The organism is Bacillus sp. YBWC18 (genome assembly GCF_002998775.1).
In the GTDB taxonomy this organism is placed as follows: Bacteria; Bacillota; Bacilli; order Bacillales; family Bacillaceae; genus Bacillus.
Genome location: NZ_PVRI01000002.1, coordinates 472,075 through 485,433, shown reverse-complemented (window position 1 = coordinate 485,433; position 13,359 = coordinate 472,075). Strand labels below are relative to the sequence as shown.

General features: G+C 41.5%; 13 protein-coding genes. 10 read left to right on the top strand and 3 right to left on the bottom strand.

Annotated features, from left to right (window positions below; translation table 11 throughout):
* Positions 1-8 precede the first annotated feature (8 nt).
* From desA to C6348_RS08740, 3 genes are all read right to left on the bottom strand, one after another.
* Positions 9-1,064: a Delta(5) desaturase DesA gene (gene desA, locus C6348_RS08750; RefSeq protein ID WP_106042650.1), complete on the bottom strand. Its 1,056-nt coding sequence runs from the start codon at positions 1,062-1,064 to the stop codon at positions 9-11.
* 189 nt (positions 1,065-1,253) lie between these two features.
* Positions 1,254-2,696, bottom strand: a complete 1,443-nt coding sequence (locus tag C6348_RS08745) for a DEAD/DEAH box helicase (RefSeq protein WP_106042648.1) — start codon at positions 2,694-2,696, stop codon at positions 1,254-1,256.
* A 99-nt stretch (positions 2,697-2,795) separates the two neighbouring features.
* Positions 2,796-3,599, bottom strand: coding sequence for an NAD kinase (locus C6348_RS08740; RefSeq protein WP_106031296.1), 804 nt, complete (start codon positions 3,597-3,599; stop codon positions 2,796-2,798).
* 445 nt (positions 3,600-4,044) lie between these two features.
* On the opposite strand from C6348_RS08740, the gene sppA reads away from it, so the two are divergent.
* The 10 genes from sppA (at position 4,045) to argH (ending at position 13,321) form a co-directional block, all read left to right on the top strand.
* Entirely contained in the window at positions 4,045-5,046 is a 1,002-nt protein-coding gene (gene sppA, locus C6348_RS08735) for a signal peptide peptidase SppA (RefSeq protein ID WP_106042646.1), read from the top strand.
* A gap of 14 nt (positions 5,047-5,060) precedes the next feature.
* Positions 5,061-5,582 (top strand): RDD family protein, encoded by a 522-nt coding sequence (locus C6348_RS08730; protein ID WP_034661878.1) that lies wholly within the window; start codon positions 5,061-5,063, stop codon positions 5,580-5,582.
* A 115-nt stretch (positions 5,583-5,697) separates the two neighbouring features.
* Complete coding sequence (locus tag C6348_RS08725) at positions 5,698-6,387, top strand: DUF2953 domain-containing protein (protein ID WP_223251545.1); 690 nt, start codon at positions 5,698-5,700, stop codon at positions 6,385-6,387.
* A 14-nt stretch (positions 6,388-6,401) separates the two neighbouring features.
* Entirely contained in the window at positions 6,402-6,854 is a 453-nt protein-coding gene (ytfJ, locus tag C6348_RS08720) for a GerW family sporulation protein (protein WP_003216488.1), read from the top strand.
* 112 nt (positions 6,855-6,966) lie between these two features.
* Positions 6,967-7,467 (top strand): thiol peroxidase, encoded by a 501-nt coding sequence (gene tpx / locus C6348_RS08715; protein WP_034321005.1) that lies wholly within the window; start codon positions 6,967-6,969, stop codon positions 7,465-7,467.
* 88 nt (positions 7,468-7,555) lie between these two features.
* Positions 7,556-8,530, top strand: a complete 975-nt coding sequence (locus C6348_RS08710) for a class I SAM-dependent methyltransferase (RefSeq protein ID WP_106042644.1) — start codon at positions 7,556-7,558, stop codon at positions 8,528-8,530.
* Positions 8,531-8,759: 229 nt separating this feature from the next.
* On the top strand, positions 8,760-9,944 hold the full coding sequence (locus tag C6348_RS08705; RefSeq protein WP_034661872.1) for an acetate kinase: 1,185 nt from the start codon (positions 8,760-8,762) through the stop codon (positions 9,942-9,944).
* A gap of 106 nt (positions 9,945-10,050) precedes the next feature.
* On the top strand, positions 10,051-10,566 hold the full coding sequence (locus C6348_RS08700) for a MogA/MoaB family molybdenum cofactor biosynthesis protein (RefSeq protein WP_106042642.1): 516 nt from the start codon (positions 10,051-10,053) through the stop codon (positions 10,564-10,566).
* Between the two features lie 173 nt (positions 10,567-10,739).
* Positions 10,740-11,951 carry an argininosuccinate synthase gene (locus C6348_RS08695; protein WP_106042640.1) on the top strand — a complete coding sequence of 404 codons (1,212 nt, stop codon included), beginning with the start codon at positions 10,740-10,742 and terminating at the stop codon, positions 11,949-11,951.
* Complete coding sequence (gene argH, locus C6348_RS08690; protein WP_106042638.1) at positions 11,948-13,321, top strand: argininosuccinate lyase; 1,374 nt, start codon at positions 11,948-11,950, stop codon at positions 13,319-13,321. The genes C6348_RS08695 and argH overlap by 4 nt, the downstream gene beginning before the upstream one ends.
* Positions 13,322-13,359: the final 38 nt, after the last annotated feature.

Below are 13,359 nucleotides of genomic sequence, written 5' to 3'. Positions count from 1 at the left end.
TGCACCAATTATGCATTTTTCTTCAGAATGTCTCCTTTAATGACAGGGACGGTCATCTTCTTAGATTGACGTGCTTCTTTAAAGGTAACGAATGCTTTCGTTTCTTCATCCCAAAGTCTAAATTTCATTGACTCAATACTTGTTTTTAAAGTGATGGTTGGAACATTTTGAAGCGGCTCACTATGCTCATGTGCATGCTCCAAATGATAATTCGGTACCCTCGGGCTTAAATGATGGACATGGTGATAACCGATATTGCCTGTTAACCACTGAAGGAGTTTTGGCAATTTGTAAAAAGAACTGCCTTCTACTGCTGCCTGCACATAATTCCAATGTTCATCTGCTTCAAAGTAAGAATCCTCAAACGTATGCTGCACATAAAACAGCCATACACCGATTGATCCAGAAATCAGGAAGATTGGACCTTGGACAAGTAACAAACCTTGCCAGCCAAAAAGGAGATAGGTCGCTCCTGCCAATAAAACAATTGATATGTTTGTGAAATACGTATTCCAGCGCTCTTTTTTACGAGCATTTTTGACGTTGAAACGGTTTTTAAACAGGAAAACAAAGATCGGTCCCAAAATAAACATCACAAAAGGATTACGATAAAATCTGTAGCGAAATTTCGTCCATACTGATGCTTCTTGATATTCTTTGACTGTCAGGAGCCAAATGTCACCAGTACCTCGTTTGTCTAAATTACTGCTTGTGGCATGGTGAATCGAATGATCTCTTTGCCATTGAAGATAAGGGAAAAGGGTGAGTACACCTGTTAAGAAACCGAACAAGTGATTCAGCTGCTTCTGTTTGAAAAAGGATTGGTGGCAGCAGTCGTGAAAAATAATAAAGACACGTACTAAAAAACCAGCTGCAATAACCGCAAAGAAGAGGGTTAAAAGGTAGGAGATGTTCAGGCTATAATAGGCAAGAAACCAAAGCCCCAAAAATGGAATAAATGTATTAAAGAGCTGCATGATACTTTTTTTAGAATTAGCACCAGAGAATTGGCCAACTTGTTTTCTTAAAGTGGCTTGCTGCTGTGTGTTTGTTGAAGTCGTCATGAACGTTCAAGTCCTTTCCGTTTCTTTCTACTTCAAAGTATAGAAGGAAAGGTGTCATGCTCATAGTAGCACCCATCATGTATTCGATATGACATTTGTCATGTTGGACGCCGGAAAGGCTGACGGCATCAAGGTTTGTAAGCTTATTTTATTTTAAATAAAAAAGTAAAGGCGCTTAGCCTTCACTTTTTATGAACGTGCTTCATGAACTTTTAACTGCTTGCCTTTAATGGTTGTATGGCGCATGGCATTCAGCACAAGAGGGCCTTTGCCGTTTAAAATATCTACATATGTTTTCGTGTCTTGAATGGTAATAATCCCAATGTCATCGAAGGCAACGCCTTCTATTTTGGCAATGGTCCCAACGAAATCAACGGCCCGCAGCTTCTTTTTCTTTCCGCCGTTAAAATAAAGCTTCATAATATCCTTCTCAACGCCTGCCTGTTTATTTTCCTTTTGAATCGGTGTTTCAATCTTTTCTTCAAAGCTTTCTACATGCTGCTCTGCTTCTTCCTTTGTTGGATAAGGCTGCGTCTGGAAATCAATACCTGCTTCCTGCTTTAATTCATCAATCAGAGGCTTTGCGTTTTTGGTCATAAACGCAATGGTTTTCCCGCTTTTTCCCGCTCTGCCAGTTCTTCCTGTTCGGTGAATATAGCGCTCTTTTTCATAGGGCAGATCGTAATGAATCACATGTGTCATATCACTGACATCAATGCCCCGGGCTGCTATATCGGTTGCGATCAAATAACGGAACTCACCGTTTTTGAATTCATCCATGACAGCGAAGCGGTCTTCCTGTCTCATGCCTCCATGAATTTTGTCACAAGGCACATCCCATTCGTCCAGCTTCATTGTGAGTTCATTCACTCGGTCCTGTGTATTACAGAAAATAATGCAGCTATCTGGATTTTCAATGACGATCGTACGCTGAAGAAGGGAGAATTTTGCTTCTTCTTCCGTTTCAATCACGGTGTGGGTGATTTGTTGTACAGACGTTTCCGCGCGTGCGATTTCAATCACTTTTGGTGATTGTAAAAACTGTTCGCTTAATTTCTTCATCTCATCAGACATGGTCGCTGAAAACAGCATTGACATGCGCTTTGGCGGCAGATACTGAATAATAGAAGAGACTTGATCAATAAATCCCATGTTCAGCATTTCATCCGCTTCATCTAACACGAAAAATTTGAGGTTTTCTAATGAAAGAGTACCTTTCTCAAGGTGATCCAAGACTCGTCCTGGTGTTCCGCACACAATATGGTTTTTTTGTGCAAGCTCTACTTTTTGGGCTTGAAAAGGGGCTTTTCCATAAATGGCTGCGGCTTTGATTCGTTTCAATCGTCCAAGGCTTGTGAGATCCTGTTTGACCTGCATGGCGAGTTCTCGTGTTGGAACGAGGATGAGGGCTTGAGGTTTATTTTCAGCCCAATCGACCATTTCACAAATCGGCAAACCATAGGCTGCGGTCTTGCCGCTGCCAGTCTGAGATTTGACGATCAGATCCTGCTTTGAAAAAGCAACGGATAACGTCTCGTGCTGAACAGGTGTAGGTGTATGGAAGTGAAGTGCTTTTAGCGCTTGTTTTAATTCATTGCTTAATGGATATTGATCAAATTGTTGTAATGTCATCGTGTTCTCCTTTTCGTACATTCATACTTGTGACATCATACCATAACCATGACCGTGAATGAAAAGACATGAAAAAAAGCCCCTTAAAGGAGCTTTTGATTAAAGGAATCTGCGTTTTACTTTTTCCCAGTAGGAGTTGTCTTTTAATTTCACTGTTTTAATGACTTTTCCTGAAAGGCCGATGTCAATTTGTTTGACGTGTTTCGTGCCAAGCGCTTCGTTATCAAGCCCGATAATTGGATGGTCGTTTCCGTCCTGCACAACCTTCAGCGTTAGCTTGCGGTCACTGCTTAAGATGAAAGGAGCACCCAGTGTACGGTACGAGTTGTTGTTTAGCGATGCAAGCTCTGTGACTTGCATACAAGGGAGCATCGGATCAACCACGGCGCCGTTTACCGATTTATTGTAGGCTGTTGAGCCGGTCGGAGTAGAAATAATCATTCCGTCTCCTCTAAATGTTTCAAAGTGGAAATCATCTATATACACATCGATCACAAATGTTTTAATAATGCTTGAGCGGATCGACAGTTCATTTAAGCAATGGAACCGATTGGTACTGTCAACGCTTACATCGATGATCGGATATTTTCTCACTTCAATCTGTTCAGTGTTCATGGCATCAATCATTTTATCAAAATGCTCTAATGAAAAATCACAGTATAGATGCGAATTCTCTGTTTTTGATACCCCTACATACAAGCAGTCATCCCGGAAATTCGTTTTGCGGACTGCTTGAAGAAATGTGCCATCCCCGCCAATTGAAGCAATAATATGGGCATCCTCTGCACGCTTGACGACTTGAAAGCCTTGATCGGTAGCGAGCTTCTCCAGAGAAGAAATGTGTCCATCCAATTCATGATCTTTTTTGTAAAAGAAAAATACATTGCGACGATTGTCTGTCATTGACGTTCTCCCCTTTGTTGTCAAAAATAGTTTTCCAATAATAAAGGGCTTACATGTGAACCCTTGCTCACATTTTACACTTTTTTCATATGAAAGTAAAAACATTAGAAAAACCTGCATGATGAAGGCATTCGTTTTTAGAAATGAGTCAATGTAAGGGATTCGAAAAGGGCAGGATTTGAGCATAATTGAATAGCTTCTTTCTCATGAAAGAGTGGTTTAGGCGTTTCGTTGTGGTGTAGAACTAGCCTATTAGGTGCAGAGGGAGGATAAAAAAGCCAATTTTTCGTCATGCGCATCTCAAAGGAGACGATGTAAAGTTGATCGTGAATGAAAAGAGGTGCTATCATATGATGAAATGAAATGTAAAAAAACCACAATTCCTGTGAAACATTTCATATGAATATTCGTATCAATGAAGAGAGACAAAAAGGAGGAGAAAAAGATGAATGCGAAAAGATGGGTAGCGTTAATCATTGCACTAGGTGTTTTCGGATTTTCAATTGTGATAAGTGTCACGATGGCCTTGTTCGAAAACTTCAATGACAGTAAAATGAGCTATCAATTTGGGGATGAAATAGAAGAAAAGGTACTAGAGGATGGAAGCGGTGCTGGGAAAATTGCGGTTCTTGAGATTAATGGAACCATTCAAGATAATGGCGGCGCATCAAGTCTGTTAGGCGGAGAAGGATATGATCATCGTGCATTCCTCAAGGAACTAGAAAAAGCGAAAGATGATGCTTCAGTAAAAGGTGTACTGCTGCGCGTCAACTCTCCTGGCGGCGGTGTCTATGAAAGTGCGGAAATACATAAAAAATTAGAAGAAGTGAAAAAAGCGAAGAAGCCGATTTACGTCTCCATGGGCTCAATGGCAGCATCTGGCGGTTACTACGTATCAACTCCAGCCAAGAAAATCTTTGCTTCACCTGAAACATTAACAGGATCGTTAGGTGTGATCATGCAAAGCTTGAACTATTCAAAGCTGGCGGATAATTTAGGTATTAAATACGAAACAATTAAGAGCGGAAAATTTAAAGACATCATGTCACCAAATCGTGATATGACAAAAGATGAGCGCGACATCATGCAAAGCATGGTTGATAACTCGTATGAAGGGTTTGTCAAAGTCATCTCTGAAGGACGCGGCATGTCAAAACAAGACGTTAAGAAAATTGCTGATGGCCGGGTCTATGACGGAACACAGGCGAAATCGAACGGATTAGTCGATGAGCTAGGATATTATGAAGATGCAATCAAAGCAATGAAGAAAAATGAAAAAGGGTTAAAAGGAGCGACAGTGATCAGCTATTCTCAAAGCTTTGGCTGGAACTCTCTCTTCAATATGAGCGCAAGCAAACTCTTTAAAAGTGAAATTGATTTTCTCAATCTAAAAGAAACACTGGCTGGCTCAAATGGGTCTAAACCGATGTATCTCTATTCAAAATAAAGGAGGGATCATAGATGGATTCTACATTCGATGAAGTAACCGAAAGCCGCAGCCAAGAAGAATCGAATCCGGCTCTTGCGAAACGTGCAGTGATTGAAGCACAGGCGTTTGCAGGCTTTTGGATTAGGTTTTGGGCGTTTATTCTTGATTGGCTCGTCGTCTGGGGTGTCAACCATTTGACGGTTTCTCCAATCTTTAGCCTGTTCGGCTGGTCCAAAGGAGGAGGATGGTTTTCTCCATTCTCCGTCACAACGACGATTGTATTCCTGCTTTATTTCGCCATCATGACGAAAATCTTTCAACAAACACTCGGCAAAATGGTGTTTGGGATCAAAGTGGTCTCGCTTCAGCCTGAGAAGAAGCTGGCATGGGATGTCATTTTCTTTAGAGAGATTGTAGGTCGCTACATTAATACGCTCTTTGTTCTCTATGCTGTCGTTGGGTTCTCACCGAAAAAGCAAGGGGTTCATGATTACTTTGCCGATACGGTGGTCGTCCATGAACATTTATATGAAAAAACAGAAGCAAACGTATAATCAGAGGAGTTTGGCCGGGTACCGGTCAAACTCTTTTTTCATGATTGGGTATAAAATCCAGAATGAGAGCCATAATCGTAGAGAAGCATCATTTGTTATGGAGGAAGTGAGCACAGTGCTTTACGTTTGGATCGCAGCTTTTTTGTTCCTTGGGATCTTATTGATCTTCATGAAAGTGACCATTTCACTGGATTATTCACATGCAAATGACAATGACCACCTTGCACTGAAGATCATCACCTTATATGGAATCATCAGACTCAAAAAAGACATTCCGATGGTGAGGGTCAATCCAGAAGATCAAACGATTGATATACGTGAAAAGAAGATGGCGAGCGCCAAAACCCCTAGTCACGAAAAAGAATCCATACATAAAAAAGTGGGAAAACGTGATATGAAGCAAATCCTTCATCAAATGGAGCGCATCACAAAAGAGATCGTCGATTTAAACCGGATCATGCGTAAATTCTTCATTCACATTAGAATTGTATCGTTTCACTGGTCAACATGGATCGGCTTTCATGACGCCGCTTTAACAGGTGTAGCAGCCGGCGGTGTGTGGTCAGTCAAAGGAGCACTGCTTGCCTTTATGCAGGAGCATCTCACCTTTAAGCATAAACCGGTATATGAAGTCATTCCTGCCTTTCAGCATAATGTGTCACAAACCCAGTTTACATGTATAGCTTATTTTCGTATTGGACATGCTATGCTTGCAGCCATTCGTTTACTTGTCCATTGGTTAAAAGGAAGAAAGGCGAGAAAAAATGCCTCTCTTCAAGCAACGAAGAATGAATCATCTGTTTAAGGAGGAACCCGAAAATGGCAGATCATCCAATCCAAGGTCTTATGAAGACAGCGATGGAAAACTTAAAAGAAATGATAGACGTGAATACGATCATCGGCGATCCAGTCGAAACCCCTGACGGCAGTGTCATTCTTACTGTGTCGAAGGTTGGTTTTGGATTTGCAGCTGGCGGCAGTGAATTTAACGGGAACCAAAAGAAAGAAAAACGTTCTGATGATCAAGAACGAAAAGAACCGAGACTCCCATTTGGCGGAGGAAGCGGCGGAGGTGTGTCTATTACACCAATCGCCTTCTTAATTGTCGGAACAAATGGCGTTCGAATGCTTCATTTGGATGAACATACACATCTGCTTGATAAAATATTGGATTCTGCTCCTCAAGCAATTGAACGTCTTCAGCACATGTTTAAGAAGGATGAACGGGAGAACCGTCATAAAGAACGAAAACTAGATGACATAGACCTTTAAAAAGTTAGCTGCGCTGCAGTTAACTTTTTTTTCAAAAGTGACGATTAGGCTTTGCAGTTTTTTGCTTTCTCTACTATGATAGAACCATACATTTGATAAGGGAGGAATTGTTTTGGCATCGATCACATTTAAAGGGAGTTCTGTCACGCTTGTAGGAAATGAAGTGAAAGTAGGCGAGCAGGCTCCAGATTTCACGGTATTAACGAACTCACTAGGGGAAGTTTCACTTTCAGATTTAACAGGAAAAGTGACGATCATCTCAGTGATTCCTTCTATTGATACAGGTGTGTGTGACGCACAAACAAGACGTTTCAATGAAGAGGCAGCCGGTTTAGGTCCGGTCAATATCTATACAATTAGTGCAGACCTTCCATTTGCACAAGCACGCTGGTGCGGAGCAAACGGAATTGAAAATGTCGAAACATTATCTGATCACAGAGATATGTCATTTGGTGAAGCATTCGGAGTATATATGAAAGAATTGCGCTTATTGGCGCGCGCAGTCTTCGTATTAGACCCGAGCGGAAAAGTGGTTTACACTGAATACGTAAGCGAAGCAACGAATCACCCAAATTATGAAAAAGCCATTGAAGCTGCAAAATCACTGTTATAAAAGCAGCATCGACAAGAGCTCCGGCTTCATACTGGGGCTCTTTTCAATGAGGAGATATAGCTTTTAACAAAGCGAGGAGAGAAAAGCATTGCAGAAAGATCAAGTAAGTACGATTTTCGAGCTGCTCGATACAGCTTCTATTCGATTAAAAAAGGACCAAAGCATTTCCTATATTGAAGCATTAGCTGAAGCAGGAGAAGCCTTTTTCCAAGCAAATGATCGAGACGGTTTACTAAAGGATTTAATAGAGAAAGCAGATTTTGCTTCTTATGATCATGAGCAGATTCGTAAAGCGTTTCAGCTCGCCGTATTGAAAGGACAAAAGGATATTTCCCATCCAAATCGTCAGATGACCCCAGATACGATCGGGCTGTTTGTCAGCTATTTGGTGAATAAATTTTTAGAAGGACAAAAAGAGCTTGTTGTCTTTGATCCAGCAGCGGGAACAGGGAACTTACTGCTTGCTGTCTTAAACAATCTCACTGCAGAAACAAAGCGCGGCTTTGCCTCTGAAATTGATGATGTACTCATTAAAATTGCATGGGCACAGGCAAACTTGGAAGAGAAGGAAGTCGAGCTTTTCCATCAAGACAGCCTTGAGCCGCTTTTGATCTCACCAGTAGATGTCACTGTATGCAGTCTGCCAGTCGGTTATTACCCAAATGATGAGCGTGCAGCAGACTATGATTTGAAGGCAAAAGAAGGACATGCCTTTGCCCATTATTTATTCATTGAACAAAGCCTTCGTTATACGAAAGAAGGCGGCTTCTTATTCTTCATCATTCCAAACGATTTGTTTGAAGGAAAAGAAAGCGTGCAATTAAAGGATTTTATCAAAGATCAGGCATATATGAATGCGTTAATTCAGCTGCCGGTCTCCATGTTTAAGGACAAAAAGCACGCCAAAAGCTTGTTTGTGATGCAAAAGAAAAAGGAAGGTTTGGAAGCACCAAAACGGATGCTGTTTGCCAATCTGCCGTCTTTCTCACAGAAGGAAGCCATGGTGGGTGTGATGAGAAAATTAGACCAGTGGTTTATAGAAGAAAAAGAAACGAAAGAATAGCCAGAGTGATGTCTGGCTATTTTATTATTCAGAAAATAACGACTTATCGATGTAAGCGGTAACAGTTCGAAGGTGCACTTGAAATGCAAAGTTTTCAATGTTTAAATGAAAAAGTCAGATATTTTTCGGACTTATCGTTAAACTATAAAAGACCCGTCAAACAGGTTGAATATAGCACCGGAAAAAACGTGAAACCTTATATAACAACTGAGTAAAAGGAGCGACAGAAATGTCTAAAATTATTGCAATCAACGCAGGAAGCTCATCTCTTAAATTCCAATTGTTCGACATGCCAGAAGAAACCGTTTTAACAAAAGGTCTTGTTGAAAGAATCGGAATGGACAACAGTATCTTCACGATTTCTGTAGATGGAGAAAAGAAAACAGAAATCACAGATATACCAGATCATGCAGTAGCGGTCAAAATGCTGCTTGAAAAACTAATTGAATTTAACATCATCAAAGACTTTAATGAAATTGATGGCGTAGGACACCGCGTCGTTCACGGCGGAGAGAAATTCAGCGACTCTGTTCTTTTAACAGATGAAGTCATCAATGACATTGATCAGCTTTCAGAGCTAGCACCACTGCACAACCCTGCAAACGTTGTAGGAATCAAAGCATTCAAACAAATTCTGCCTGACGTACCAGCGATTGCTGTGTTCGATACAGCCTTCCACCAAACAATGCCAGAGCAGTCTTACCTATACAGCCTTCCGTACGACTACTACAAAAACTTTGGTATTCGTAAATACGGATTCCACGGGACAAGCCATAAGTTCGTAACAGAGCGTGCAGCAGAGCTATTAGGCCGTCCTCTTGAAGAGCTTCGTTTGATCTCTTGCCACCTTGGAAATGGTGCAAGTATCGCAGCAGTTGAAGGCGGAAAATCAATCGATACTTCAATGGGCTTCACACCGCTTGCGGGTGTTGCAATGGGTACACGTTCAGGTAACATTGACCCTGCCCTTATTCCATTTATTATGGAGAAAACAGGACATACAGCTGAAGAAGTACTTTCTACTTTGAATAAGAAGAGTGGTCTTTTAGGTGTGTCTGGTCTATCAAGTGACCTTCGTGATATCGAAGAAGCAACAGAAGAAGGAAACGACCGTGCAGAAGTAGCTCTTGATATTTTTGCAAGCCGTATTCATAAATATATCGGTTCTTATGCAGCGAGAATGAATGGTGTAGATGCGATCATCTTCACAGCTGGAATCGGTGAAAACAGTTCAGAAGTAAGAGCTCGTGTACTTCGTGGTCTAGAATTCATGGGCGTTTACTGGGATCCTTCTCTTAACAACATGAGAGGCGAAGAAGCATTCATCAGCTACCCGCACTCTCCTGTAAAAGTGATCGTCATCCCAACGAACGAAGAAGTAATGATTGCAAGAGACGTTATGCGCTTAGCATAATCAAAAATGAAGAAGCTCTTTTCCAATAAGGAAAAGAGCTTTTTTCTGTTAAAAGCAGCATGCTATAATGTTGTCCAATACGAAGCAAAAGGGAGCGGTGTGAAAAATGAGCGTTGCAGAGCATAAACGTGAGGCGAAAGAGAGGCTTTATGTAAAAGTCATTACGGTCAGTGATACAAGAACGAAAGAAACAGATAAAAGCGGCCGCCTGATGATTGATTTGCTTAAAGAACAGGGACATCTCATTCTTGCATACGATATTGTAAAAGATGACATTGGAGCGATCCAAGACGCTGTGCTAGAGGGAACAAGCGAACCGAAAATAGATGCCGTCTTATTAAACGGGGGGACAGGAATTGCCGCAAGGGATGTCACCATTGAAGCGATCACCCCGCTTTTCTCCAAGGAGCTGCCTGGCTTTGGCGAAATCTTCCGCATGCTGAGCTATACAGAAGACATCGGTTCAGCCGCTATCTTGTCCCGGGCAGCGGCAGGGGTCGTCAACCAAAAAGCCGTCTTTGCCACACCAGGCTCTACTGGAGCTGTTCGTTTAGCCATGACAAAACTCATGATTCCAGAGCTTCCTCACGTCTTACGAGAGCTTGAAAAGGATCAAAAATAGCCCAAAATGACTCGGCCAAGAAAATTTGGCGGAGTTTTTTTCATAAAGGGGTTGAAAAAACAATTTTTCCTTGTTACAGTGTATACATACTAAATGCATGTTTATAAATTAAAACTTATTTTTATGCAAAAAACATTCACAGAATCAAAACAAGCGAGAGGAGCTTTTCAATCATGTCACAAAATAAAAAAGTCGTATTAGCATATTCCGGAGGTCTTGATACCTCTGTTGCAGTTAAATGGTTACAAGAGCAAGGATACGAAGTCGTTGCTTGCTGCCTGGATGTAGGTGAAGGAAAAGACTTAGCATTCGTTCAACAAAAAGCACTTCAAGTCGGAGCGGTTCAATCTTACATGATTGACGCAAAAGAAGAATTCGCAGAGGAATTTGCACTGACTGCATTACAAGCACACACCATGTATGAGGGAAAATATCCGCTTGTATCTGCACTATCTCGTCCACTTATTGCAAAAAAATTGGTGGAAGTCGCAGAGAAAGAAAATGCAGTAGCGGTTGCTCACGGATGTACTGGAAAAGGAAACGACCAAGTCCGTTTTGAAGTATCCATTAAAGCACTGAATCCAGACCTAGAAGTTCTTGCACCAGTGCGTGAGTGGAAATGGTCCCGTGATGAAGAAATCGATTATGCTCAAAAGCACGGTATTCCAATTCCGATTAACTTAGACAGCCCATATTCAATCGACCAAAACCTTTGGGGCAGAAGTAACGAGTGCGGCATTTTAGAAGATCCTTGGGCTGCACCGCCAGAAGGAGCATATGATCTGACAAATCCACTTGAAAAAACGCCTGACACACCTGAAATCATTGAAATCACGTTTGAAAAAGGAAAACCAACAGCCATTGATGGTATTCAGTATTCATTATCTGATCTCATCCTTCATTTAAATGAAATCGCTGGTCAGCATGGGGTTGGCAGAATCGATCACGTTGAAAACCGTCTTGTTGGCATCAAATCTCGTGAAGTGTACGAGTGCCCAGGTGCTGTCACACTTCTAAAAGCGCATAAAGAGCTTGAAGATTTAACACTAGTGAAAGAAGTCGCACACTTTAAGCCAATCATTGAACAAAAAATGGCTGAATTAATATACAACGGATTATGGTTCTCACCGCTTAAAGAAGCATTAGATGCTTTCTTACAAGAAACACAACAGAACGTAACAGGTGTTGTACGTGTGAAACTATTTAAAGGCCATGCCATTGTAGAAGGACGTAAATCACCATATTCACTTTATGATGAAAATCTAGCAACATACACAAAAGCAGATGAATTCGATCATGATGCTGCGGTAGGATTTATTAATCTTTGGGGCTTACCAACAAAAGTAAACAGCATCGTGAATAAAAAGGAGCAGGTTAAAGCATGAAAAAGCTTTGGGGAGGCCGATTTCAAAAAACACCAGAAAAATGGGTCGATGAGTTTGGCGCGTCCATTCATTTCGACAAACAATTAGTCAAAGAAGATCTGACCGGCTCCCTTGCTCATGCAAGTATGCTGAATAAATGCGGTATCCTGGGCGATGACGAGGCCGCTGCCATCAAAGATGGACTGAATACGCTCATGAAAAAGGCAGAGGCAGATGAATTGGAATTCTCAGTAGATTATGAGGACATCCATTTAAACCTTGAAAAAATGCTCATTGATGAGATTGGTCCGCTTGGCGGCAAATTGCACACAGCGAGAAGCCGGAATGATCAGGTCGCAACCGATATGCATTTATATTTGAATAATCAAGTAGAGCATATCATTGAACTGATCTCGTCCTTTCAAACAGTGCTTGTGGAAAAAGCAGAACAGCATGTTGAAACGATTTTTCCAGGATATACGCACTTGCAGCGTGCACAGCCTATTTCCTTTGCTCATCATATGCTCGCCTATTTCTGGATGCTTGAACGTGACAAAGCGCGGTTTCAAGATTCTTTGAAGCGAATTAACGTGTCTCCACTTGGATGCGGAGCGTTAGCAGGAACGACATTTCCGATTGATCGTGAATATACAGCAGAGCTGCTTGGCTTTGATCATATTTACGAAAACAGCCTTGATGGCGTGAGTGATCGGGATTTCATTTTAGAGTTTTTGTCAAACAGCAGCCTTGTGATGATGCATCTCTCACGTCTTTGTGAGGAAATCATTTTATGGTGCTCTCAAGAATTCAAATTCATTGAACTTGATGACACATATGCAACAGGCAGCAGCATGATGCCGCAAAAGAAAAACCCGGATATGGCAGAATTGATCCGCGGGAAAACAGGCCGTGTGTATGGCAATCTGATGGGACTTCTCACCATTATGAAAGGTTTGCCGCTTACGTATAACAAAGACCTGCAAGAAGATAAAGAAGGCATGTTTGATACAGTAAAAACCATTGCTGGCAGCCTGCAAATCTTCACAGGCATGATTCAAACCATGACGGTGAACGAGGATGTCATGAAAAAGGCAACAAAAGAAGATTTCTCAAATGCGACCGAAGTGGCAGACTACCTAGCGAAAAAAGGCATGCCATTCCGTGAAGCACACGAAATCGTTGGCAAGCTTGTGTATACGTGCATTCAAAAAGGCATCTACTTAAGTGATCTTCCGTTTGAAACATTCACAGAAGCGAGCGACCTTTTTGAAGAAGACATTTACACCGTTCTTGATCCGTATGTTGCTGTTGAAAAAAGAACAAGTGCAGGTGGAACTGGATTTAAACAAATTCAGCTCGCTTTAGAAAAAGCAAAAGCCTGCCTAGCGTAACAAGTCAAAAAACCATTCGTATGATGCGGATGGTTTTT